The organism is Arcicella sp. LKC2W, assembly GCF_034931005.1.
GTDB lineage: Bacteria > Bacteroidota > Bacteroidia > Cytophagales > Spirosomataceae > Arcicella.
Genome location: NZ_JAYGIN010000025.1, coordinates 12,623 through 38,442 on the forward strand (window position 1 = coordinate 12,623; position 25,820 = coordinate 38,442).

Annotated in this window: 23 protein-coding genes; 9 read left to right on the forward strand and 14 right to left on the reverse strand. The window is 35.2% G+C overall.

Annotated elements, in window-relative coordinates:
* Window positions 1-58: 58 nt before the first annotated feature.
* Genes VB796_RS18955 through VB796_RS18980 form a run of 6 tightly spaced genes read right to left on the reverse strand, consistent with a single transcriptional unit; the run spans window position 59 to window position 4,138 of the window.
* Complete coding sequence (locus VB796_RS18955; protein ID WP_323348157.1) at window positions 59-688, reverse strand: hypothetical protein; 630 nt, start codon at window positions 686-688, stop codon at window positions 59-61.
* Window positions 689-701: 13 nt separating this feature from the next.
* The gene (locus tag VB796_RS18960) at window positions 702-1,997 is read right to left on the reverse strand and encodes a hypothetical protein (RefSeq protein ID WP_323348158.1); all 1,296 of its coding nucleotides are present in this window, start codon (window positions 1,995-1,997) and stop codon (window positions 702-704) included.
* 15 nt (window positions 1,998-2,012) lie between these two features.
* A complete protein-coding gene (locus tag VB796_RS18965; RefSeq protein WP_323348159.1) occupies window positions 2,013-2,396 on the reverse strand; it encodes a hypothetical protein in 384 nt (127 codons plus the stop codon).
* Between the two features lie 25 nt (window positions 2,397-2,421).
* Window positions 2,422-2,946 (reverse strand): hypothetical protein, encoded by a 525-nt coding sequence (locus VB796_RS18970; RefSeq protein WP_323348160.1) that lies wholly within the window; start codon window positions 2,944-2,946, stop codon window positions 2,422-2,424.
* Between the two features lie 53 nt (window positions 2,947-2,999).
* The gene (locus VB796_RS18975; RefSeq protein ID WP_323348161.1) at window positions 3,000-3,602 is read right to left on the reverse strand and encodes a hypothetical protein; all 603 of its coding nucleotides are present in this window, start codon (window positions 3,600-3,602) and stop codon (window positions 3,000-3,002) included.
* Complete coding sequence (locus VB796_RS18980; protein WP_323348162.1) at window positions 3,599-4,138, reverse strand: RNA polymerase sigma factor; 540 nt, start codon at window positions 4,136-4,138, stop codon at window positions 3,599-3,601. The genes VB796_RS18975 and VB796_RS18980 overlap by 4 nt, the downstream gene beginning before the upstream one ends.
* A 228-nt stretch (window positions 4,139-4,366) precedes the next feature.
* Between VB796_RS18980 and gatB the strand changes: the two genes are divergently transcribed.
* The 4 genes from gatB (at window position 4,367) to proC (ending at window position 8,389) form a co-directional block, all read left to right on the forward strand.
* Entirely contained in the window at window positions 4,367-5,821 is a 1,455-nt protein-coding gene (gatB, locus tag VB796_RS18985; RefSeq protein WP_323348163.1) for an Asp-tRNA(Asn)/Glu-tRNA(Gln) amidotransferase subunit GatB, read from the forward strand.
* Between the two features lie 89 nt (window positions 5,822-5,910).
* On the forward strand, window positions 5,911-7,053 hold the full coding sequence (locus VB796_RS18990) for a TlpA disulfide reductase family protein (protein ID WP_323348164.1): 1,143 nt from the start codon (window positions 5,911-5,913) through the stop codon (window positions 7,051-7,053).
* A 98-nt stretch (window positions 7,054-7,151) separates the two neighbouring features.
* Window positions 7,152-7,538 carry a four helix bundle protein gene (locus VB796_RS18995; RefSeq protein ID WP_323348165.1) on the forward strand — a complete coding sequence of 129 codons (387 nt, stop codon included), beginning with the start codon at window positions 7,152-7,154 and terminating at the stop codon, window positions 7,536-7,538.
* Between the two features lie 50 nt (window positions 7,539-7,588).
* Window positions 7,589-8,389, forward strand: a complete 801-nt coding sequence (gene proC / locus VB796_RS19000) for a pyrroline-5-carboxylate reductase (RefSeq protein ID WP_323348166.1) — start codon at window positions 7,589-7,591, stop codon at window positions 8,387-8,389.
* Between the two features lie 59 nt (window positions 8,390-8,448).
* On the opposite strand, the gene VB796_RS19005 is transcribed toward proC, so the two are convergent.
* The 4 genes from VB796_RS19005 to VB796_RS19020 form a co-directional block, all read right to left on the reverse strand.
* Window positions 8,449-8,826, reverse strand: a complete 378-nt coding sequence (locus tag VB796_RS19005) for a MerC domain-containing protein (protein ID WP_323348167.1) — start codon at window positions 8,824-8,826, stop codon at window positions 8,449-8,451.
* Window positions 8,827-8,889: 63 nt separating this feature from the next.
* Window positions 8,890-10,317: a DUF1800 domain-containing protein gene (locus VB796_RS19010; RefSeq protein ID WP_323348168.1), complete on the reverse strand. Its 1,428-nt coding sequence runs from the start codon at window positions 10,315-10,317 to the stop codon at window positions 8,890-8,892.
* Between the two features lie 285 nt (window positions 10,318-10,602).
* Complete coding sequence (locus VB796_RS19015) at window positions 10,603-11,883, reverse strand: DUF349 domain-containing protein (protein ID WP_323348169.1); 1,281 nt, start codon at window positions 11,881-11,883, stop codon at window positions 10,603-10,605.
* A gap of 284 nt (window positions 11,884-12,167) precedes the next feature.
* Window positions 12,168-13,568, reverse strand: a complete 1,401-nt coding sequence (locus VB796_RS19020; RefSeq protein ID WP_323348170.1) for an MBL fold metallo-hydrolase — start codon at window positions 13,566-13,568, stop codon at window positions 12,168-12,170.
* A 242-nt stretch (window positions 13,569-13,810) separates the two neighbouring features.
* Between VB796_RS19020 and VB796_RS19025 the strand changes: the two genes are divergently transcribed.
* The 3 genes from VB796_RS19025 (at window position 13,811) to hisH (ending at window position 16,992) form a co-directional block, all read left to right on the forward strand.
* Window positions 13,811-14,965 (forward strand): acyl-CoA dehydrogenase, encoded by a 1,155-nt coding sequence (locus VB796_RS19025; RefSeq protein ID WP_323348221.1) that lies wholly within the window; start codon window positions 13,811-13,813, stop codon window positions 14,963-14,965.
* A gap of 341 nt (window positions 14,966-15,306) precedes the next feature.
* A complete protein-coding gene (locus tag VB796_RS19030; RefSeq protein WP_323348171.1) occupies window positions 15,307-16,233 on the forward strand; it encodes an AraC family transcriptional regulator in 927 nt (308 codons plus the stop codon).
* 174 nt (window positions 16,234-16,407) lie between these two features.
* The gene (gene hisH, locus VB796_RS19035; protein ID WP_323348172.1) at window positions 16,408-16,992 is read left to right on the forward strand and encodes an imidazole glycerol phosphate synthase subunit HisH; all 585 of its coding nucleotides are present in this window, start codon (window positions 16,408-16,410) and stop codon (window positions 16,990-16,992) included.
* A 131-nt stretch (window positions 16,993-17,123) separates the two neighbouring features.
* On the opposite strand, the gene VB796_RS19040 is transcribed toward hisH, so the two are convergent.
* Window positions 17,124-17,885, reverse strand: coding sequence for an enoyl-CoA hydratase/isomerase family protein (locus tag VB796_RS19040; protein WP_323348173.1), 762 nt, complete (start codon window positions 17,883-17,885; stop codon window positions 17,124-17,126).
* Between the two features lie 174 nt (window positions 17,886-18,059).
* Here VB796_RS19040 and VB796_RS19045 point away from each other — a divergent pair, with 174 nt between their 5' ends.
* A complete protein-coding gene (locus VB796_RS19045; RefSeq protein WP_323348174.1) occupies window positions 18,060-19,199 on the forward strand; it encodes an acyl-CoA dehydrogenase family protein in 1,140 nt (379 codons plus the stop codon).
* Window positions 19,200-19,306: 107 nt separating this feature from the next.
* Here VB796_RS19045 and VB796_RS19050 read toward each other — a convergent pair whose 3' ends face one another.
* Entirely contained in the window at window positions 19,307-20,587 is a 1,281-nt protein-coding gene (locus VB796_RS19050) for a HAMP domain-containing sensor histidine kinase (RefSeq protein WP_323348175.1), read from the reverse strand.
* A 141-nt stretch (window positions 20,588-20,728) separates the two neighbouring features.
* On the opposite strand from VB796_RS19050, the gene VB796_RS19055 reads away from it, so the two are divergent.
* Entirely contained in the window at window positions 20,729-22,681 is a 1,953-nt protein-coding gene (locus VB796_RS19055) for a hypothetical protein (protein ID WP_323348176.1), read from the forward strand.
* Window positions 22,682-22,789: 108 nt separating this feature from the next.
* Here VB796_RS19055 and VB796_RS19060 read toward each other — a convergent pair whose 3' ends face one another.
* Together VB796_RS19060 and VB796_RS19065 are read right to left on the reverse strand one after the other, a co-directional pair.
* Complete coding sequence (locus tag VB796_RS19060) at window positions 22,790-24,124, reverse strand: HAMP domain-containing sensor histidine kinase (protein ID WP_323348177.1); 1,335 nt, start codon at window positions 24,122-24,124, stop codon at window positions 22,790-22,792.
* Between the two features lie 158 nt (window positions 24,125-24,282).
* Window positions 24,283-25,644 (reverse strand): sigma-54 dependent transcriptional regulator, encoded by a 1,362-nt coding sequence (locus tag VB796_RS19065; protein ID WP_323348178.1) that lies wholly within the window; start codon window positions 25,642-25,644, stop codon window positions 24,283-24,285.
* Between the last annotated feature and the right edge of the window lie 176 nt (window positions 25,645-25,820).

The following is a 25,820-nucleotide window of genomic DNA, read 5'->3' on the forward strand; positions in this document are numbered from 1 at the left end:
TTTTTTTATTCGTCAAGATAACCGCTGACGAGGTTATAAATTCATACTTACTAATCTCCTAAAAATTTACGCCTAATCTTATCGCCATACGATTAAAACTGTATTTATTTTCGATAAGATAAGGATACTCCAATGTTCCATTATCAATTTTACTATTGAACCGATTATGTTTATACCCAACACTCAACGTAAAATTGGCATTTCCACCCGTCGGAATTAACAAGCCTACCATTGGACTTATTGCTAAACCTCCATTAATTTCATTACTTGAAGAAGTTGCATCATTGAGCCACATAAATCCGTAGCCTGCATCTATTCCTGCAAAAGTTTTTACCTTTTTCGTTTTTATGTCTCCAAATGTATTACGAATACCCAATGAAATCGGAATGATTTGATAACTACTAAACCAATCCACTCCAACGGTTGCTCCTACTGCCAAATTTTTATAAACCTTCAAGCCATTAAATGTTTGAATGGTAAAATTCGTACTTGCTTTTACGGTGTAGCTATAATTCGGATTCTGGACAACATTTGGCGTTATTTGATATGATTTTCCAAATAAGCCCCCAATATCGGTAAAATTGACATAATTTTCTTTTACAAAACTCTTAAAAGAATTTTGTTTTTTCTCCTGCGAATACGCCATTGTGCATACAAACAAGAATATAAGCGTGATTGTCTTTTTCATATTTGTCAATGCGTTAAGATGCCGTTTTCACTGCTATTTTACTCAATAATTTCAGACTATTCGGATTTGAATAATCATATTGATACAAACCATCTTTGCCGATTAACATTAACGTATTATTAAGCGGAATAACATCAAAAGCATTCATTTCCTTAAAGTGTTGAAGTTGTTTAATATTCATCACATCATTGGCATCAAATGTCTTCAAACCGCCTGTTCCTTCGCAAATAAAAAGTTTTTTATTGTCAATTCCCAAACCGTAAGGGCTATCCATTGGATATGTTTTCTTCAAAACTGGACTTGCAGGATTTGATACGTCAATAACATCTAATTGATTGGCACTCGCTGCTCCACATCTCGAAAAATTATTGACAGAACGGAGCGTTACATACGCAATATCGTTTTCAACCACCACAGGGTCACAGGCTCTGGCATGGTCGAGACGAGATAAATACATTGGTTTTTGTGGATTGGCATTGTCCCAAATTTGTACCCCTGTCGATGTTCCTAAAAACAATTTATTTTTGTACGGAAAAATGGTTTCAATGCCAAAACCCAAATTAATATTGCCTTCCAAAGAAGGATTTGAAGGGTTTTTGAGGTTAAAAAGTTTCATATCACTTTGCGTCACGGCATACAATCTATTATCCACAATGGCAAAACGAGCCGTTGACCCACTAACGCCTGTACCATTAGCAGCAGGCAAACCTGTTTTGATACCACCAGAAAATAAAGTTTGGTCAAAAGCAATTCCACTTCCATAATAATAGATGGGATTTTGAGGCTCACAGGCTACTTCTTGCGTTGTAGTGTACAATTTATACTTAGAGTCATAAATGGTTTGGTCACCTGCATTATAGCTCCAAGTAATACCATCCACTTGTCCATTATTAAAAACGTCTTTATTCCGAGACACCTCTTTTACATCATTAGGATTACTAATATCAAGAGTCACAAAATCGGTATAACTGTCAGCATAAAGGATATTTCCATTGACAGCAATGTCAATATTGCCTAAAATTTGAATAAAAGAAACCGCCTTCGGAGCAGACGGATTAGTATTATCTATTACATGAATTCCTTTTTTGACTTCATTGATAAACAAAAAGTTATCTTTCACGTAGATTTTTCCAGGGTTTTCTAAAGCCTGAGCAGGAAGTGTTTTTACACCACTTCGTAATTCTGAAAGAGTCACTTTCACTGATTCTGTACCTCGATAAGTGACAGTTTGCGTACAATTATCTTTGCAAGAGACAAAAGCAGTCACCAACGCCACCATTTGGAGCGTTCTAAAAATTACCTTTTTCATGACGTTAAAATTTAATTATTTTGAAGTACAAATTCCATTGAGGCAATCAACCGTTGGTGGTGTCAGAGCAATACAAGTACCCATTCTGTTATACTTGATATTCAGTTCTTTTTCTAAATTAGTGTAAGCCGTTATTTTTTCGGTCAATTGCTTTTCATCTGTTTTTGATAAAGCATAAATAATGAATTTCGAAGGCCCTCCACAAGGTCTTGCTCCCATTGCCATTACTTTACAATCGTCGCCACCTGCACAGGCTTTATTTTTAGCAAAAGTTTCTATTTCAGTTGCCAAGTTTGCCAATTGTTGGTCTTCTGTAACAGTCGATAAAGTTTCATCCTTTGCACAAGAAAAAAATAGTACAAAACCAATAATAGAGAGTTTTAAAAAGAGCGTTTTCATTTTAAGGGTGAGTTTATAGTTTATTTTAATATTTAATTGTTGCAAAAACATCGCCAACTGTTTGTCCATATTTAGCCAAATAAGCTGGAAACGGTTGATTCGTTACATCATTATCACTTCTAAAAACGGCATCATCAACTCGCCAAGTCTTTATTTCCTGACCTCCTGTTTTTAGTTGAATAAAAAACATTCCACCGTCTGCACAACCAGGACAGCCAAAAGTTTTGCTCGATTCTTTGGAGAGTTCAGCGGGAAAGCTATTTACAAAAATTTTAGCTTTATTGTATTCACTATCAGGCAATTGATAGCCCGAAAACTGATAATTTTCTTGGTATTTACAAAATACTTTTGAGGTATCAGCGTATAATTTTCCATTTTCAATCTTATAAATTACATCTGCTCCACAAATTCTACCCAAACCAACGTAACCAAAAACCAGATAATCTGAAGATGTCGCTAAGGTAGATTGTACAATATTTATCTCATCTTTTTTACAAGATTTAATTGATAAAACTGCTATAAAGAGCGTTAAAAAAGTGACAATTTTCATCGTTGTATATTTTTAAGTTTAGTATATTTTCAAATCCTAAAACCTTGATTACTTTACTGATAAACTCCTATTCCTCCCGAAATTCTCACATTCTTGAAAATAGAATTTTTCTTAGGTTTTGGTTTAGGCTTTTCATAATAAGGCGTTTGTTCTGTTTGAATTTCGGGTGTAATGGTGGTAAAATCCAACTTTGTCGGTTTCGGTGCAATTGGCATAATAAAATTGACAGAATCGATGATTATTCTTTCTACTTTTTCAGGTTGTATTTCTACCAATTGAGGTTCAATAATTATTTCCTCTTTTGGAATAATTACTTTTTTGATTGTTATTTTATCTTTAGGTTTAACTGCTATTATTTCATCGATTTTAGACGAAACTTCTTCTTTTTTCTCTATAACAACTGGCTTATTTTCTATCGCTGGCATTGGTTTTATTTCTTCTTTATTTCCAACAAAATACCACAAAGCAATACTTAAAATTAATGCTGAAATTGCTCCAAAGTAATACGAATTATTACCTAATTTTGGCAGGACGTTTTTATCTAAACCCAATTCAATTTTCTCCCAGATCGCATCAGGTGGAGTCATGGAGGCATCGTCAAAGGCATTTTGCCATTGTTCCTCAAAAGAATTATGTGATAAATCGTCTATATTCATTTCACTGACAAAATACTCTGTAAAATTGCTTTGGCACGAGAATATTGTGATTTTGAAGTGCCTTCGGTAATATTCAACATCTCGGCAATTTCATTGTGTTTATATCCTTCAATAGCAAACAAATTAAATACTGTTTGGCAACCTTTGGGTAATTTTTGAATCATTTCAAGCAATTCTTTAAAATGGATTCCTTCTATCCCCGACTGATAATCACTGATATGATTTTCGTAATCTTGTACATCGCCCATATCCTGAAAATGCTGTTGGGAACGAATTTGATTAATGGCAGTATTTACCACAATTCGTTTAATCCAAGCACCTAATGTACTTTCTGAGCGAAATTTGTCTAAATTTTGAAATATTTTAATAAAAGCTTCCTGCAAAATATCTTCAGCCTCAGCTTGACTTTGGGCATAGCGGTTACACACGACCAACATCCGCCCTGCGTAGGCATTATACAGCTTTCGTTGGGCATTTCGGTCATTTTGTAAACAGGCTTGTATTAGTTGAGCTTCAGTTTCCAAAGAAATTAGCAAATTTCAATCTTCATTTTTATAAAGACTCAATTTAAGTTAAAACGGTTGGAATGTGGTTTAAAATATTTCCTTACCCAAAGAATAAATTAGACCACAGATTGGACGGATTTAGCAGATTTTCACGGATTACAATTTACAACTTACAAATATCTGTGTAAATCCGCCCAATCTGTGTCATCTGTGGGCTAACATCATTTATCTTTGTAAATAGAAATTTTGAAATACTCAATGAAACAAGAAATCAGAGATAAATACGAAGTCGTTATTGGCTTAGAAGTACACGCTCAGTTACAAACTGAAAGTAAAATTTTTGCGGCTGATGCTGCCTCTTTTGGTGGTTTGCCGAATACACATATTTCACCTATTACGCTTGGGCATCCGGGAACTCTTCCAAAACTCAATCGTAAAGCGGTAGAATATGCTATCAAAATGGGTTTGGCGTGTAATTCTCAAATTACTGAAAATCAATATTTCGACCGTAAAAACTATTTTTATCCTGACCTTCCAAAAGGTTATCAAATTACGCAAGACAAAACGCCAATTTGTATGGGCGGTGGCGTAAAAGTAAAACTTTCGACGGGAGAAAAAACCGTTCGTTTTCACCATATTCACTTGGAAGAAGACGCAGGGAAATCGCTCCATACAGAAGGTTCGACCGATAGTCAGATTGATTATAACCGTGCAGGTACGCCATTAATCGAAATGGTTACTGAACCCGAAATTAAGTCTGCCGAAGAAGCCGCTACTTTTATGAATGAGGTTCGTAAATTGGTGCGTTATTTGGGTATTTGCGATGGTAATATGGAAGAAGGTTCGCTACGTTGTGATGTCAATATTTCGGTGATGCCTGTTGGTAGCAAAGTATTTGGTACGAAAGTTGAAATCAAAAACATGAATTCAATGCGTTTTATCCAAAAAGCCATTGAATATGAAGTAGTTAGACAGATTGATGCCGTAGAAAATGGCGAAAAATTAATCCAAGAAACTCGCAGTTTTGACCCTGCAACGGGACGTACTTCGGGTATGCGTGAGAAGGAAACTCAAAACGATTATCGTTATTTCCCTGAGCCAGATTTAGTGCCTTTAACAATTTCAGAAGCTTGGCTTTCGGAAGTAAAAAACATGATGCCCGCTTTGCCTTGGGAGCTTTTTGAGAAATTCACGAAGCAATATAATTTACCAGAATACGATGCTAACGTTTTGACAGAAACTCGTGAAGTAGCAGAATATTTTGAAGCAACTTGTCAATTTACGAAAAATTATAAAGCCGTTTCTAACTGGATTATGGGTACGGTGAAGTCGTATTTGAACGATAATAATTTAGAAATTGGTCAATTAACAATTTCTCCCGAACGTTTAGGAGCATTGATTAATCTGATTGATGAAGGAAAAGTAAGTACCTCAACTGCTGCACAACAAATTTTCCCAGAATTGGTACAAGATTCGAGCAAAACGCCTTTACAAATTGCAGAAACAAAGAATCTAATTCAGCAAAGCAATACCGATACACTTCAATCGTTAATTGATGAGGTTTTAGCAAATAATCCTGCCAAAGTTAAAGAATACAAATCAGGCAAAAAAGGGCTTTTAGCGATGTTCATGGGCGAAATCATGAAAAAATCAAAAGGTTCTGCTGACCCGAAAGTAACAACGGCATTATTGCAAAAATCATTAGATTTATAAGAGTTTATGAGTAAAAGGTTTATGAGTTAATAGGGTAAAACGATACTTTTAACTTTTAATCTCATAAACACTTAAACTCAAAAAGAGATATGAGAAAAATATTTTTAGGCGTAATATTCGCCATGATTTCTACCCTTACCTTTGGACAAGGTGGTAAACCTGTGCTTATTACAGGAAAAGTCAATAATGTTGTTCCCGATAAAAAAGTATATCTGCAATTTATCAATGGCAGAGGAACTCCCGTAACGATGGACTCTGCCAATGTTGCGGTTGATAAAACCTTCAAATTCAATGCAAATATTATTGATGGAGGCGGTTATTATTTACTTAATTTCTTCGGAATGGAATTGAGCCAAAAGGTTTTATTGATTTTAGAAGGTGGCGAAACCGTAAATGTAATTGCCGATGGTATGGATTTACCCAACAAACGTGGAGCATTCCAACTAACGGGAAATTCTAAAAATATTGAGTATTTTAATAGAATTCTGAAACTTAATACCGATTTACAAGCCAAAGTTGAAACTTGGAACAAACAAGTGGCAGCCGCTCAAGCTAAAAAAGACGAAACCACTTTACAGAAAATCCAAAATGATTTTCAAGCTGCACAGCAAGCTAATATCAACAAAATCAAAGCGATGATTCCAGAAATGGGAACAAATTTGGTAGCATTATGGACGGCAGGAAATTTCTTGAATCCTGAAAATGATTTAGAAACATTAACGCAAGTTTCGGAAAGATTCAAGGCAGAAAAACCAAATTCACCCAATATTCACATCAAGACTTTTCATCAGCAAATTATGCGTTTGAAAGGCGTAGAAGTAGGTTCAGAAGCTCCAGAAATCGCTATGAAAACGCCTTCTGATAGTACATTGGCACTTTCTTCACTTCGTGGAAAATATGTTCTGATTGACTTTTGGGCAAGCTGGTGTGGACCTTGTAGAAAAGAAAATCCAAATGTGGTAAGAATGTACTACAAATTCAAAGACAAAGGTTTTGATATTTTCTCAGTAAGTCTCGACCAAGAAAAAGAATCATGGGTAAAAGCCATTGAAAAAGACGGTTTACCTTGGCATCACGTTTCAGACCTCCAATTTTGGAACTCCGCCGCCGCAGCAGCTTATGGTGTACAAGCAATCCCCGCAACCTTTTTATTAGACAAAGAAGGAAAAGTAATTGCTAAATTTTTAAGAGGAGACGACTTAGAAAGGAAATTAGAAGAGGTATTGAAATAGGTATCAGAGAATAGATTTTAGAGAAAAGAGAATAGAGAGTTATTGTTCACACTTGATTAATCATAGAAATTATACTTTACACTTAAAAATTAATTGAGATGACTAATAAAATAGCCAATCACAAAAGCTATTCTTTTGCTTTAAGAATAATCAAACTCTATCAGTTATTGTCGAAAGAAAAACAAGAATATGTTATTTCAAAACAAATATTGAGAAGCGGAACCGCTATTGGGGCGTTAATTCGTGAAGCTGAATGTGCAGAAAGTAAAGCAGATTTTATTCATAAATTAGCTATTTCTAATAAAGAAGCGAACGAAACCCATTATTGGATTATGCTTTTGAGAGATAGCAATTTGATAGATACTAAATTAGCCAACTCTTTTCTCCTTGATTGCGAAGAATTACAAAAACTGCTTAATTCAAGTATAAAAACAGCCAAAACTAATCTAAAAACAATTAAAAAAGATAATGAGAATCAGAAATAGCAAAGCGATAAACACTATCATCTAAACTCTATTATCTATCATCTAATAACATGAAAGTAGCCATCATTGGAGCAGGAAATATGGGCATGGCATTTGCCAAATCATTTATCCAATACGAATTAGTAAAAAAAGAAAACCTCTTTTTGATTGAAAAAAATGCAGAACGTGCCGAAGCTCTTCGTCAAGAAAAAGCAGGCGTTGTCATTGACACTATTTCTCCTAAACTCGGAGAATATGATTTGATAATTTTATCTGTTAAACCACAAGATTTCGCTTCCTTAAAAGACGAACTTGCGTCTGTTATCCAGCCTAATCAATTGGTTTTGAGCATCATGGCGGGTATTTCGATTGATAAAATCAAAGAATCCCTCAATCATAATTTGGTAGTACGTGCTATGCCTAATACACCCGCATTATTAGGTATGGGTATGACTGCATTCTCGGCGGCAGGAGATATTACTTTAAGTCAATTGAAGAAAATAGAAAACCTCATCAACTCAACAGGAAGAGCAGTTTTCTTAGAAGATGAAAGTCTTTTAGATGCCGTTACAGCAGTAAGTGGAAGTGGGCCAGCCTATTTCTTCTATTTAGTAAAAGCCATGATTGAAGCAGGAAAAGAATTAGGTTTTGAAGACTCAATGGCTTCATTATTAGTGAAACAAACAATGTTAGGTTCGTTTCATTTGATTAATAACTCCGAGAAAAGTTTAGATGAATTAATTAAAGCGGTTGCCTCAAAAGGAGGAACGACAGAAGCTGCCTTGAAACGTTTTGAAGAGGGATTATTAGCTCAAAATCTAAAAGAAGGTATTTTTGCGGCACAAAAAAGAGCAACAGAGCTTTCTAAATAAGCGTTAGGGGTTGGGGGTTAAAATACTACAATAACAACTAACCCCTAACAACTTATAACTCAACAGCTACAAGCTTTCTTATATTTCCAATTAAAGTAATAAGCGGCAGCAATAAACAATGCTCCGACACTTCCAGTAATAAATTCAAAACTCTCTCCTAACCACAATATTTCTACCAATTTGGTGCATAAACTCGCTCCCAATAACATTAAAGGCAAATAATTTTGATGCTTACGGAAATCATTATATAAAAGTGTTCCTGCCAAAATCAAACTTCCGCCAATAAACCAAATTTCCCACGAATGGTTCATTAAGCTACTCCCTAAAAATGGAAGTACAGTTATTAACACAGGCGTTGCAATACAGTGAATTGCACAAGCCACCGAAAGGTAAAAACCCAACTTCTCTATCTTATTATTGTCGTGCGAATGGTTCATTGTTGTAATCATGTTGCAAAAATAACAATTTGCAACATGATTGCAAAAGAAAAACCAATATTTTTAACACAACTGGTATTCAGGCAATGATGCAATACTTTGTGAAGCCATTTTCAACAACTCAATTCCTGTTTTTCCTTCTACTTTTTTTAAAATAAACTCTTTTTGCTGAGGAGATAATGCTCTGGGCAATAAATATGACTCTAATTTATTAAGAACAATTTGACTGTTTTCGTCAGAAAATTCATTTTGAAATGCAGACCAATTAATTACAGCTTGCATTCTATTTAGTTTTTTACTCAGGTTTTCAGTATTAACATCGCCATCATCTTTAAGTCTAATATTGATTTCAGAGTCTTTAAAAATGATTTCTGGCAATTTCATTCTGGTCATTAAGGTAGAAGAATCTATCCAATTTTTTCCACCAGACCAACCTGCAACATTTGGCGGATAAAATAAAACTTGTCCCAACGACTTTTGAATAAATAATACTGCTTGTTTTTGTTGAAAATCTATCCCAAAATTCCGTTGTAAACCTACCAATAATTCAACTGGAGATTTTATGCGTGTGCCAATATTTTCTTGATTATAAAACCAATCGCTTTTAAAAACATATTCCATCAAGTCTGCAATATCATAATCGGTAGAACGAAAACGTTTTGACATTTTTTCAATCAATTGATTATCAACAACTTCATTAACAAAATAGCGAAATATTTTCGTACAAATAAACGTGGAAGTTTGAGGGTTTTGAAGGATAATATTCAAAACATCTTCGCCTTTAAAATTCCCTGTTTTCCCTTGAAAAGTCTTTTGCCCATCATCATGCTGATTAGGTCTAAACACAAACTCTCCTTGCAAATTTGAAGACCAACCCGTAAAAGCTCGGGCGGCTTCTTTTACGTCATTTTCAGTATAATTACCCCGCCCTAAAGTAAATAATTCCATCACTTCACGGGCAAAGTTTTCGTTTGGCGAATTTTTCTTATTTTGCTGATTATTCAAAAACTGCAACATATCAGGGTCTTTTGAAATTGCCAAAAGCAAATCGCCAAATTTCCCTAACGCATTTTCACGCATTACATTATGTTGAATTTGAACAGTAAGCGGTCTTCTTCCTCGACAAGCAAAATGTCCGTGCCAAAATAGCGTCATTTTCTCTCTGAGCATTCCTTCTCCCGATGCCATTCTATTAATCCACAAATAATTCAGTTCTGAGATTTTCTCACGGGCTTCTTTCAACTTTTCCTTAATTTCATCAGCAGAAGCACCTTTTAGTTCTAATAAAGTCTTGAGGGCTTTTTTCTTGATAACTTCTTTATATTCATTATCTACTACGACTAAAGGAGTTATTTTCTCAGAATTGTTCAATAAGGATTTTAAGGCTTTATCAGGAGATTTCTTTCCAAATTCCTTCACTTGGGCAGGTGTAGCTCCAAAACCCGCTCGCATAAATAAATGCTCAATTTTTATCTGATTGTCAATTTTCATGTCTTTGTCATTTTCAATAAGACACATTTTTTATAGAAAGGTTTAAGTTTGGGAATTAGTTATTGGTGATTAGAAATTGGTAGGGACCTTATACCCATTTATATATTTTGTGGAGCTACCCAATAAATTTGAAAATTCATATAAGTAAGTACAGTGACTATTTAAGAATTATGATTACCATGAATTTGATAATACTAAATCCTAACCCCTAAATCCCAAACCCTACTAAAAACAAAAAGCCTTCTCAATTCAGAATTGAGAAGGCTTTTAAATATTCTTAAATGATTATTGACCCAATAAGATTTCAAGTTCTTTCTTGAATTCGATTAAAAGAGTTTCTTTCATTGAAATTTTACGTTTTTGCGTATTGATTTTATTCATAACCAATTTATCCCCCATTTGACCACTGTATTGAGAATCCGTAATGAAAGCATCCAATTCGTTTTTCTCTTTTTTGGTCATATAGTCCATTTGGTTAATCATAATCTTCAATTGCTCAACTCTTGGCTTTTCATCCAAAGCTGGATGACGATAACTGATTACACGTAAAAGGTAGTTCATTTCAAAAATCTTATCACAAACATTTCTGAAACGCTCAGCAATATTACGGTCGAGGTTTTTGGTTTGTGTGGCTAATTCTTTCCATTTTACTAAATAACCTTTTGCTTTTTCTGAAGTTGATGGAATCTCCGACTGGATTTTGAATAAACTTTCCAATTCAGTAGTCATTTCCTTCATTTGTTGTACACGTGGGTCAATTCGTACCGTCATTACGATACCTTTCTCACGGTTATAACGTTCGAAGAAGAAGTCATTTGAACGTTTAAATTGCTTCCAAAGCATACTTTGCTTCTTTGGTGGCACATTCGCAATTGTTTTCCACTCACGTTGTAAGTTTTTGATGACTTCAAAAGCCACATCAACATCTTTTTCATAACGTAAATTACGAGCGTCATCTACGATACGTTGAAGTGTTGCTAATTTCTCATCAATAATTCTGTTTTTCTCTGAATAGTATTCACGACGACGAACAAAGAACTCATCTACAATTTCATTAAACTCTCCTTCTACACCATCTTGAAGAGCTTTATCTACTGGGCCAGTTTTTAACCATTTGGTTTTGATTTCCATAATGGTTTCAGTCGCCACTGCCCAATCTTCAATTTGTCCCGCTTCTTTCAATTCTTCAATCAACGCTTTCTTGATTTCAAGATTTTTGATTTGATTATTCAAAATCAATTCTCTCAATTCAAGCTCCAATCCATCCAAGCGTTCAAGCAAAGGGATGAAATTTCCTAAACCATCAAATTCAGTGAGGCTTTTGCGTAGTTGAAGCAATTTAGTTAGATACGACCCTTTGTTTTGGGCCTCTTCTACTTGTTCAAATAGGGTGCTTACTTTGTTTTCGGCAATAGAGAAGCGATTAATAAAGTATTGTAATGCTTCTTCTTCGGTATTTCTGACTACACCAATTTGTCGGTCTTCGTACTCAGAGTAGGCCTTTAAATAGACCTTACCGTCTTTACAGTAGCCATAATCGGCTGGATTCTTAATTGAGTTTTCCATTGTTTTACATTACATGAATAGAGTTTCTGGCAAGGCTCATTACTCTAAGGGATTCATGGTTTAGGTTAATTAAATTTTTAGTAGTTTTATTAATTTACAGTTGTTTTGGGTTGTTATGAATATTTTTTTGCAAGTTACTGATTTTCAATAAAAAATCTAATCTTTTAACCACATAATCCATTGAGTGGTTAATTTTTAGTTCTACGGTTTCTAAAATACAACAACCAGACCAAAATTAAAAGTCAAACCGATGTTTTTATTACTTTAAATACGATATGAAATGTTTATGATATGGTTACTTCTTCTTGATGAGCTGGAATATAAACACTTGAATAGCCTTCTTTTAAAAGTTTTTCTTTGAAAATAGTCTGAACATCAAGCTCACCGTGTACCAAAAATATTTTCTTTACTTTTGGTTTATCCTGACAAGCCAAATATTGTATTATTTCTTGATAATCAGCGTGGGCAGAAAATGAATCCATCACAATAACTTCGGCTCTCACATCAAATTCTTTTCCGAAGATATTTACCTTTTTTGCCCCTACTTTTAATTGCCCTCCCAAGCTATCAGGCGATGTATATCCTACTAAAAGCACTGCACAGCGAATATCTTCAATATGGTTGGCAATATGATGTTTGATACGCCCTGCTTCTGCCATTCCCGACGATGAAATGATGATACAAGGCTCGTTTAATTCATTCAATTTTTTAGAATCTTCAGTCGAAGAAATATAGAATAAATTAGGGAATCCAAAAGCATCGCCATCACCTTTTTTCAAATATGCCAATACTTCAGGATTAAAACATTCTGGGTGATTTTTCATAATTTGTGTAGCATTTACCGACAGTGGCGAATCTACAAAAACTTTGATTGTAGGTAATTTACCTTCGTTTTCCAATTGGTCGAGAGCATAAACTAATTCTTGTGTACGGTCAATAGAAAAAGCAGGAATCAATAATTTTCCTTTTTGTTCAACGCATACTTTCTGAACAATTGCTCTCAAATGGGCTTTTACATCGGTTTCTGTTTCGTGCAATCTTGCTCCATAAGTTGACTCACAAATAATATAATCTGCCTGTGGGAAAGCCTCTGGAGAATTTAATATTTTATCATTTGGACGACCAATATCTCCAGAGAAAAAGAGTTTAATATCTTTGTCATTTTCTTTAATAGTCAATGAAACTGCCGCCGAACCCAAGATATGTCCTGTATCGGTAAAATAACAACTCACTTCTTCATTAAGCCAAAATTCTTCTCTAAAATTAACCGCAACCATCTGACTAAGTGTTTGTTCTACATCTTCTTGTGAATATAAATTTTCTAAGAGCGTTTCTCCCCGTTTCACACGACGTTTATTAATTCTTTCCAAATCAGTTTCTTGAATTCTGGCAGAATCACCTAAAAGAATTGAACATAAATCTTTAGTAGCCGAAGTACAGAAAATTTTACCTGTATATCCTTTTTTAATTAATCTTGGCAACAAACCTGTATGGTCAATATGAGCGTGAGAAAGAATAACATAGTTTAATTCGGTTGGGTCAAAAGCAAAATTTTGATTTAACTCTTGCGTGTTTAGTCCTTGAAACAAACCACAATCCAACAATATTTTTGTGCCTTTCTCTGTAATTATTAAATGCTTAGAGCCTGTAACTCGTTGAGCTGCCCCGTGAAATTGAATTTTCATGTTATTGTTTAAGTAAAAGTAAGACAGACTTCAGCCTGTTTGAAATAAGACAGACTGAAATATTCATTGCAATATAACAATTATTTAAAAAAATTATACAAATTTGTTATGCAAGCATACTATTTTGTATATTTGAAAACTTTTTATTTAAGGTGAAGGGTACACGGTAAACGGATTTTGGAAAAATGATCATACCAATTAATTTGTTTGCCATTCACCACTTACCATTAACTGATTTTACGATGGCATTAGAAGGATTAAACCTTGATTTAACAGAAGAACATTTGGCTGTTCAGCAAGCAGCAAGAGATTTTGCCCAGACAGAATTATTACCTGGAGTAATTGAACGTGATGACAAAGAATATTTTCCTGAAGAATTAGTCCGTAAGATGGGAGAATTAGGTTTTTTAGGCATGATGGTTTCGCCAGAATACGGTGGTGGTGGTATGGATACCGTTTCGTATGTTTTGGCGATGGAAGAACTTTCAAAAATTGACGCATCGGCATCGGTAATGGTTTCGGTCAATAATTCTTTGGTTTGTTATGGCTTAGAAGCATTTGGTACAGAAGCACAAAAACAAAAATATCTTGTGCCTTTGGCAAAAGGAGAAATTATAGGAGCTTTTGCTTTGTCTGAACCAGAAGCAGGTTCTGACGCAACTTCGCAACATACCATTGCAGAAGATATGGGCGATTATTACCTATTGAATGGAACAAAAAACTGGATTACCAACGGCGGACGTGCGAGTGTTTATTTAGTGATGGCTCAAACTCATCCCGAATTGGGACATAAAGGGATTAATTGTCTCATAGTAGAAAAAGGAATGGAAGGTTTTCAAATTGGGAAAAAAGAACAAAAATTAGGTATTCGTGGGTCGGATACACACTCTTTAATGTTTACCGATGTGAAAGTTCCGAAAGAAAACAGAATTGGAGCAGATGGCTTTGGATTTAAGTTTGCCATGTCAACGCTCAATGGTGGGCGTATTGGAATTGCTTCGCAAGCTTTAGGCATTGCTTCGGGTGCTTACGAATTAGCGGTCAAATATTCAAAGGAAAGAAAATCATTCGGAAAACCAATTTGCGAGCATCAAGCAATTCAATTCAAATTATCGGACATGGCAACCAATATCGAAGCCGCACGTTTATTATGTTTCAAGGCTGCTTTGGACAAAGATAATCACAGAGATTATGTAAAATCGGCAGCGATGGCAAAATTATTTTGTTCGCAAGTGGCAATGGATACAACCATTGAAGCCGTCCAAGTGCATGGTGGATATGGTTTTGTCAAAGAATTTCATGTAGAACGGCTCATGCGAGATGCTAAAATCACCCAGATTTACGAAGGGACTTCAGAAATACAAAAAATGGTAATAGCTCGGGAAATTCTCAAATAATTCAAAAAAAGGCGGAAAACTCAATAAATTTTCCGCCTTTTTCATTTCTAAACCACTCAATCACAATATTTTCATTTCGTTTTGTTTTCAACGTTTAACAAAATACTTCTATATTTTCTCAGTTTTCCTTTAAAACTACAAATAATCATTTTCCTAAATGCCCCCTTTCATTTTCTCCATTCTTAGGATATTACAATAAAATAATATTCAAAAGTCAAGGTATCCATTCAATAAGTATTTTACACTTTTTTTAATTATATTTTGGAATTTTACATGGATTTATTAGTTTTGTCCAAAATTAAACATAGTATAACTGAATATAATTAAAAAAAGCCGCAAAGATGGAAGATTATAATAAGATAATTGAGTCGCTCGGTGTGAAGTTTATAAAGTCACGCAACATTAGAATATTACAACCTATCCGTATCAAAAACTTCTACGATGTTGAAAACACACTCTTGATTTTGTACAATGGTGAGGTTTCATTCGGAGAAGAAGCAGTTCATGCAGAGGTTGGTGATATGCTTTTTATTCCTGGCGGCAAAATGCTTTCTGTTACTTACGGAAATGCAGATAGACCAAAAGCTATTTCAAACGAAGAGTTTATGACTCATCGTGAACTATATTTTGAACCCAACGTTGAACCTGCCAGAATTGGTCAAATCGAAAACTCTTTCGGTATGGTTGCTTTTGAAGCAAAGGTTTTTGACTCGGTGAATTTCTTCACTTCTCTTGATATTCCTCCATTCTTAATCAAGAAAGATGATAAGTTAGCATTTATGTTAGCTGAAATCTTGAAAGAAGATATGACGGATGATTTAGGGAAAGGACGTGTTATTAAGATTAAAACCGAAGAAATCGTTATCGAGATTATTCGTTACATCATTAAAAACCGTTTATTCGTTGAGCAATTAGCTACCAATAGTACGTATTTCAAAGACCCAAGATTAATTGATATTTTTGCTTATATCAAAGATAATATCGGCGGAGATTTGTCAAACAAGGTTTTGGCTAACGTTGCTAACGTTTCTGAAGATTACGTTGGACAGTATTTCAAAATGTTGACAGGTATCAATCCACAAGATTATATCGAATATCAAAGAATGGAAGCTGCCGTTGGTTTATTGAGAACTTCTAAAAAATCTATTCGTGCCATCGGTGCTGATGTAGGTTATAAAGATACTGCTTACTTCTGTCGTCGTTTCAAAATGATGTTTGGTATTCCAGCAGGAAAAATGCGTAGAAGAGAATCATTGATGAATTTGTAGAAGTAAGGTTTTAGGAATTAGGTTTTAGGGGTAAGAGCCATCAATAAACATTTTGCATCCCTTAAATACTAATTAAAATAAAAGTCAAAAAGCCCGATTCATCCTTGAGTTGGGCTTTTGGATTTAATAATCTTGACTATTCCCTAATACCCAACCACTAATACCTAAAAATAAATGAAAACAGTAATTATAAAATATAATGCAGGCAATGTGCAGTCGGTGATGTACGCTTTGGATAGAATTGGCGTAAATTATCTTTGGACAGACGACGAAACAGAAATTCGTTCTGCCGACCGAGTGATTTTCCCAGGCGTAGGTGAGGCAAGTACCGCTATGAGTTATTTACGTGAAAAAGGTTTGGACAAAGTGATTCCTTCGCTTACACAACCTGTATTGGGTACGTGCGTAGGAATGCAGTTGATGTGCCGTCATTCGGAAGAAAACGACACGACCTGCATGGGCATTTTTGAGATTGACGTAAAACGCTTTCAATCAAGTGAATACAAAGTGCCACACGTGGGTTGGAACAATATTTACAATTTCAAAAATGGCTTGACTGAAGGCTTGAATGAAAACAGTTTTATGTATTTTGTTCATAGTTATTACGCAGAATTAAGTCCATATACGGTAGCTACTTGCGACTACGTTCAACCGTTTTCGGCAATGTTACAGAAAGATAACTTCTACGCAGCCCAATTCCATACAGAAATCAGTGGAAAAGAAGGACAACGTATTATTGAGAATTTTTTGAAGGTTTAAAGTAACACAGACTTTAGTCTGTAATTTAGAAGTACAGACTAAAGTCTGCGTTACTTGATTACAGACTGAAGTCTGTGTTACTTGATTACAGACTGAAGTCTGCGTTACTTGATTACAGACTAAAGTCTGTGTTACTTCTCTCCCAAAGTCCGCTTCGTAAACTCACTCAAAACCAAACGTCCGCTTATTTCTGCTCTTTCAGTTAGTAGCTCGTCCCAATGTTCGGTGTTTTTCCAAAGAATTTTCTTTAACTCTTTTAATGCTTCTGGATTGTAGGTTGTGAGTCGATTTGCCAAATTTTCTACGGCTTCGTCCATCGACTTGATGTCTTCAAAAACTTCCATAAAAAGCCCATTTTCCTTTGCCCATTCTGCCGAAAAAAAATCATTTGGATTAAATGTCAGTTTTGAAAATGCCGAAAGTCCGATTTTTCGCTCGACGGCAGGTTCTATCACGGCTGGTATAATTCCAATATTTAGCTCGCTCAATTTTATAGAAGCAAATTGCGTTGCGAAACAATAATCAGTCGCCGCTGCCAAGCCAACACCACCGCCAACGGATTTTCCTTGCACTCTTCCGATGATAATTTTAGGTGACTTTCTACACGCATTGATAACTTTTGCGAAGCCATTAAAAAATATTTTCCCTGATTTTTCATCTTCGATTTGCAATAATTGGTTAAAATCTGCCCCCGAACAAAAAGTACGCTCTCCTCCACTTTGCAAAATAATCGCTTGGACATTTTCATCTTCCCCCAAATTTTCAATGGTCATTGCTAATTCTTGCAATAAATCTATCGGCATAGAATTACTTGGAAGATTGCTAAAAATGATTCTCAACACTCCTTTTTGTTCATTTTCTACCACAATAGAACTTGATAAATTGTCTTGCATAATAAAAATATTTTAAGAAATTACATTACAATATTAAGAAATGAGGCATTAAAATTGGTTAAAACTATATAATTAATCGCAAGGTTGATAAAAATTAGCTTATGACAATTTAGGACTTTTTTAATATTTCAATCATCAACAATATTCAAAAACAATCTCAATCAACAATTTAAAATGTATAAATCAGAACAATTAACCTTAGTACGTGAATCTGCCCGAGATTTTGCTGAACGCTTTATTCGTCCACATATTATGGAATGGGACGAAGCCCAAATTTTTCCCATAGAATTAATGCACCAATTAGGTGAACATGGCTTTTTGGGTGTTTTAGTTCCTGAAGAGTACGGAGGAGCAGGTTTAGGCTATCAAGAATATGTATCGGTTATTGATGAAATTGCTCAGGTTTGTGGCTCAATCGGCTTGTCGGTAGCGGCTCATAATTCTTTGTGTACCAACCATATTTTACAGTTCGGTTCGGAAGAACAAAAACAAAAATACTTGCCCAAACTCGCCACAGGACAAGCGATTGGAGCATGGGCTTTGACCGAAGCTAACACTGGCTCTGATTCGGCACGTATGATGTGCGTAGCTCGTAGAGAAGGCGATGAATACGTTTTGAATGGCTCAAAATGTTGGATTACACACGGAAAGTCTGGCGATGTGGTTGTTGTGATGACTCGCACGGGGGAAATTGGAGCAAAAAATAATTCGACCGCTTTTATTGTAGAACGTAGTAATGTTGGCTTAAAATACGGTAAAAAAGAGAATAAATTGGGCATGAGAGCTTCTGAAACTGCCGAGGTAATTTTGGAAGACTGCCGAGTACCGATTTCTGCTCGTTTAGGAGAAGAAGGCGACGGTTTTAAACAAGCCATGAAGATTTTGGACGGCGGACGGATTTCTATTGCGGCATTGTCCTTGGGAATTGCTAAAGGTGCTATGTCGGCGGCGGCAAAATATGCTCAAGAACGCCAACAATTTGGACAACCGATTGCCAATTTTCAAGGAATTAGCTTCAAATTAGCCGAAATGGCAACAAAAGTACACGCCGCAGAATTAATGACTCGTGAGGCAGCGGCTTTGAAAATGGAAGGCACAAGCATGACAAAAGAAGCAGCGATGGCAAAGTTTTATGCTTCGGAAATTTGCGTTGAAGTGTCAACCGATGCCGTTCAGATTTTTGGTGGTTACGGCTACACAAAGGATTTTCCAGTAGAAAAATTCTATCGTGATTCTAAACTTTGTACCATTGGCGAAGGTACTTCTGAAATCCAGAAAATTGTGATTGCGAGAGAGGTTTTGAAGGAATATTGATTCTTGTATTATGAAAATGGAACACGGATTAAACGGATTAGACACGGATTGAAATAATAGATAAAATTTAAAATCCGTGTCTAATCTGTTCAATCCGTGTTCCATTTTCACGCCACGACAGGCACAACCAATTTAAACTCACTACCCTCTCCTATTTTGCTCTTGAGTTCAATTTTTCCTTTGTGTCCTTCTACCATTTCTTTTACGTAATATAAACCCAAACCAAAGCCTTTCACATCGTGTACGTCGCCCGTATGCACACGGAAAAATTTATTAAAAACTTGTTTTTGGTCACGGTCGGCAATACCAATTCCATTATCTTTTATACTGACAATCAAATCATTACCCATATTTTCGGTAGTAATTCGAATTACTGGTGTTCGTTCACAATATTTCATTCCATTATCAATCAAATTATGAATGATATTGGTAAAATGAAGACGGTCAGCTTTTATCAGTGCATTTTTTGCTCCTAAATTCACAATCAATTCTCCATTTTTTTCTTTAAATAGTGGTTCGCAACTTATCGTTAAATCTTCTAAAAGTTCGTGAACATCTACTTCTTCAAGGTTGAGTTTATCTATTTTTTGAGCAATGTTGGCGGTCTGCAAAACGGTATCTACATTCTTTTTGAGGCGAGCAGCTTCTTTCCTGATAATGGCGGCATAACTTAATAACCTTTCGGGCGTATTTACAATTTCGGGTTTCATTAATACTTCACTCGAAATAGAAATCGTAGAAATGGGCGTTTTGAACTCGTGCGTCATATTGTTGATAAAGTCGTTCTGAATTTCAGAAAGACGTTTTTGCTTGAAAATCAGCATCAATGAATACACAAAAAATGCCATCACTACCAAAAGAATCGCCGATGAAACGAACCAGTTATTCAAATCACCCAACAAAAAGCGTTTTTTATCAGGAAAATGAACCCCAAAATAATAATTGTGAATATCCAAGGCTGGGAAATGGTAATTGGCAGTTGAATCGGAACGGTCGCAGTTTTCAGAAAAACAAACAAAAGAAGCATATCTAATTCTATCTTTCGAACAGTCGTAAATTCCATATTCAAAATTCAAGCGAATATCAGCCTGAGCAAATTCTTGCTTAATAAATTCCTCCAAAATCAAATTATTGATGGTATCGTTTACCTGAACTGTGTAATAATTGGACGTAACTCGTTCGACAGGTTTCAACAATTGACTATTGGGGTTTTTATTAAATTCCAACAATCTTTTACTCACCACCCGCAAAGCAGTGGTAACTCGTTGGTCAAAATCACGGTCTTCGAGGTTATAAGCCTGTTTAAACCAAAAATATTGAACCACCACAACGCTCCCCAATAATAAAACCGACAAGGCTACGAATATTCTAAGTGTTTTTGCATTCATTGAATTAATGTGTATTTCTACAAAATTAACTGATTATGAGCTTCATATATTATGTAATATTTTCTTTAGCTATTCTTTTATCTTAATTTGGAATAGTTTTTGAAATATTCCTGCTTGTAAAACCCATAATATCAACCTAATATGTCGAAGAAAAACAAGGCTACTCAACCATCAACGCAAAAACTACAAAATCCTGTCAATCAACATAATGAAGCTAAAACACAAAATCCTAAAATTTGGTTTTGGGCTTGCATTGGCGTATTGGTAGTTGCCGTTTTTATTGCCTTTTCGGGCGGTTTCAACAATAATTTTGTGGATTGGGACGACAATGCGTATGTAACCAATAATCAGATTGTCCAAAAACCAAACGGCAATTGGGGCAAAGCTTGGACAACTCACGTTGCTCTCAATTATCACCCACTGACTATCACGTCCTTAATGTTAAATTCGGATATTTTCGGGGCAGACAATGCTCGTCCATTTATCGTTACCAATACTTTAATTCATTTATTAAATGCTTTATTGGTCTTTTGGTTTGTGCTTTTATTACTCAAAAATAAAGACGAAGAAAGTATTCCAATGACAGGGAAACCGCTTTTTGTGGCATTTTTCACAGCTTTAGTTTTTGCTATTCATCCTCTAAAAGTAGAATCTGTCATTTGGGTGTCGGAACGAAAAGACGTGCTTTATAGCTTATTTTTTCTTTTGGGTTCTATCAATTATTTGAAATATTTACACAATCCTCAAACAAAAAAATACCTGACTTATAGCTTTTTATTATTCATTCTTTCATGTTTATCGAAAGGGCAAGCGGTGGTATTTCCTGTTGTTCTCCTTCTTTTAGACTATTGGAACGACCGCAAATTTGATACAAAAACTATCATCGAAAAAATTCCATTTTTCCTCATTTCCTTACTTTTCGGGGTAATTGCTTCGAGCATACAGGCAGGCGATAATTTTTATGGATTAATCAAAAGTCTTGACAATGGCGATTATGTAGCGGTCAATACGCAACATAACTTATGGAACGGGATTAAATATTCGGCTTATGGTTTATCGCAATATTGGGTAAAATTCTTTTTTCCGTACAGTTTATCTTCATTTTACCCTGTAACGCTATGGAAACAAGGACCACTTCCTTATAATTTTCCGTTTGGAATTGTCTTTACGTTATTCGTTGTTGGGGCTTTTGCTTATGGCTTTAAAAAATCCAAAGTGATATTTTTTGGGATTGCCTTCTTCGGAATTACGTTCTTTTTAGTATCGCAAATTTTATTGGTTGGTGGGGCTATTATGGCAGACCGCTATACCTATTTACCTTACATTGGATTGGCATTTATGGTATTTTATTTTCTTGCAGATATACTTGAAAAAGGTAATTCTCAGAAATACGGATTGTTAGCCATTCTGATAGGATTTATGCTTTTTTTCTTGGTAAAAACTCGAAATCAGGTTAAGGTTTGGGAAAATACCAGAACTTTAATGACACAAAGAGTTGATTTATTACCTGCCGACGATAGAGCTCATTATAACATTGCAAAATACTCTGGCGAGAAAGAAAACAATTACGAGTTATGTATTAGCGAATATTTGAAATGTCTTGAAAATACCGATTCTACTAAATTAATTGATGTTTGGGCGAATATTGCAACAGCTTATTCTTTAAAAGGCGACTATCCAAAAGCCATTGAATATTATACTTCTTCTATCAAAAAAGAGCCAAAAGTTGGCGTACATTACATGAATAGAGGATTTCAATATTTAAAAACTCAACAACCCGAAAAAGCACTTCCAGATTTAGAAAAAGCAAGTGTTATGACCATGAAAAAAGAAGATAGAGCTTCTGTTTTTGGAGGATTAGGAACGGCACAATTAAACGTTGGAAAAGCTGCGGAAGCCTTTAATAATTTGAATATCGCTATTGACAAAGAAAATAGTAAAGATGCCATTCATTATTTTAATCGTGGTGTGGCTCGGCTTAAACTTTTCAATGATAAAACTGGGGCATTAACAGATGTTAAAGCAAGTTTAAAACTTAACCCAAACTATGCAGATGCTTTGAATGGATTGAAGGTTTTGGAAGGGACAAAGTAAAGGTATAAGATTGATATTTTTGTAGGGACGAATAGCATTCGTCCGTAGTTCTGGAGTTGGACGAATGCTATTCGTCCCTACAAAAATCAAATTAAATAATCAAAACATTTAAAACCCCAATCTAAAAACTGTTCCCGCTCCTTCTTCCGAATGAACCGAAATAGTACCTTTATGCAGTGTCATAATTTGCTTCGACAAACTCAAGCCAATACCAGAACCGTTTGGTTTTGAAGTAAAGAAAGGCACAAAGATTTTATCCATCAAATCAGGCGACATTCCTACGCCATTATCCCGTACTTCAATAACTGGTCTTTCGTCCTGCCCTCGATAAGTAGCAAGCGTTATTTTAGGGTTTTCCTGACTTTTAACGGCATCTATTGCATTGATAATCAAATTAATAAGCACTTGTTCTATCAAAACCATATCGCCTTCAATCGTCATTTCAAAATCTTTAATTAGAACATCAAACTCAATTTTTTTTTGCTCAATTTGATTTTCCAAAAGGATTTCTACGCCTTCAAAAAGGTCATGTACAAAAAATTCGGAGAAAGAAGTTATTGACACTTTAGCTAATTGGCGGTACGTATCCGCAAATTTCAGTAAGTTTTCACTACGCCTACGAATGGTAGAAATTCCCAATGAAATATCATCAAAATCCTCATTCCCTTTATCTCCTTTCTCCTTTTCTCCTTTCTTCCTTGCTACTGCTTTCTCCATCGTTTCTGCCAAAGAAGCAATCGGAGCAACAGAGTTCATAATCTCGTGTGTCATTACTCGCAAAAGTTTTTGGTAAGCCTGTGCTTCGGTATCTTCAATGGCTTCATTAACGTTCTGAAAAGCAATCAAATTAGTCTCAATATCTTCATTCAAAAAGGTAGTTTTAGCTAATAAAACTTGTTTTTGATTAATTTTAACCAATTGACTATCTCCATTTTCAAGACTCATAATTGCCTGATAAACAACCATATCACGTTTTTCTAAGGAAGAAACATTCCGTAAGTAAGGCACATTCATCATTCGCTTAAACGACTCATTTATCCAACCAACTTCTCCTTCTTGATTATACGAGAGAATACCTGTATCAACCAACTCTAAGATTTTTTGGAGATACTGATATTGCTCCTCTCTTTCGGAAGATAATTGTTTGAAAGTTGCATTGATTTGGTTAAAAGCACGACGAAGTTGTCGAACAGAAACGGGAGCATTTTTCTCGGTAAACTGTAAAGAAAAATCTCGATACCGAACCGCTTCAATAAACTGAGTAAGTTCAATATTGGTTTTATTAATGAATTGAACGAAGTTAAATATCTGAAAAACAAGCACTAAAATGGCAAATACCAAGAGCGAATATTTAGCACTCACAATACAAAAAGCCGCCGCCGTAATGCTGGCAAGCAACAAAACGACCCGAATGGTCAGGCTTATTTCATAGCGTGTTTTCATTAATGATAGTTTTGGTAAACGGTTTTAATTTTTAGAGAGTTGCAATATGAGGTTACACAGAGAACCACAGAGTTACAAATTGAGAACCACAAAGAGGATAAGTATTTTTCTCTGTGGTTCTCTACTTAGGCTCTGTGTAACCTCATTCCCTCAAAAACTCAAATATCATACTTACCCAAACGTCTATACAATGCCGTGCGAGTCAAGCCCAACTCACGGGCGGCTTTGGTAATGTTGCCATCGTGGCGTTCAATAGCTTTTAGAATAGTCGATTTTTCGAGTTCATCAATTCGTAACGTAGAAGTCTCTGAAACAACTGTAACAGGCGTTTCAATAGAAGAATTCAAGTCCAAATCTCTCGATATAAGTTCTTGATTATCAGACATTATCACAGCTCTTTCGATGCTGTGTTGTAATTCTCTGATGTTTCCAGGAAAAGCATATTTGCGTAATTTATCCTTCGCTTTTTCATCAATACCAAAGAGCGTCTTTCGGTATTTTTCGGCATAAATTTTCATGAAATAATTTGCCAAAACAACCACATCATCGCCACGCATACGCAAAGGAGGAAGCGTAATTTCAATAGTATTCAGTCGATAAATTAAGTCTTTTCGATACTGATTTTGCGAAGCCATTTCCTTAATTGGGGCATTGGTTGCAGAAATCAAACGAATATCAATTGGAATCGGGGTATTTGTTCCCAACCGAATAACTTCTCGATTTTGAAGAATAGTTAATAATTTTGCCTGTTGCGGTAACGAAATATTACCAATTTCATCTAAAAATAACGTTCCCTCATTGGCAACCTCAAAACGTCCCGCACGGTCTTCTCGGGCATCGGTAAAAGCTCCTTTTTTATGCCCAAATAATTCAGATTCAAAAAGGCTTTCGGTCAAAGAGCCCAAATCAGCATGAACAAAAGGTTTTTTATTTCTGAGTGATTTTTGATGAATCAATTTAGCAACTTCACTTTTTCCCGTTCCATTTTCACCTAAAATCAAAATATTGGCATCGGTTGGGGCAATTTTATCAATTTTATAAAGCACATCTTGCATCGCCTCGGATTCCCCCAAAAGTTGAAGTCCATCTGTATTTTGAGCTTTATTTTTAGCAGATTTAGGTTTGCCATCATTTACTTTTTCAAGAATATCCTCCAACGTAACCAATAGTTTTTCATTACGCCAAGGTTTCAGAACAAAATCGTTTGCACCTTCTTTCACCGAACGCACCGCCAAATCAATATCACCGTAAGCCGTAATCATAATGACGGCAACAGTTTTATTAATTTCTCGGATTTTACGAAGCCAAAAAATCCCTTCATTTCCTGTATTCAAGGAACTTTTGTAGTTCATATCCAACAAAATGAGGTCAAATTGATTCTGAGCCAAAAGGGATAATAGTTTCTCAGGATTTTTCTCCGTAACAATTTCCTTAACCTCTGGGCGAAGCAGCATTTTTACAGCCACCAGTACGTCTTGGTCATCATCAACGGCTAATATTTTGGCATTTTTTAAGAGCATGAAACGTTTAATTTATATGGTATTAAATACCTGTTTAATACAGTCATTATTAACTTCCCGAAACAATATCCATTGCGGGTAAAGAACTTTCTGGAAGTTTCGTAGTCAAAGCTTTTTGGATAAAATCATTCAGAAAGCTTATTAAACAGTGTATATTTAACTTGAAAATTTAGAGA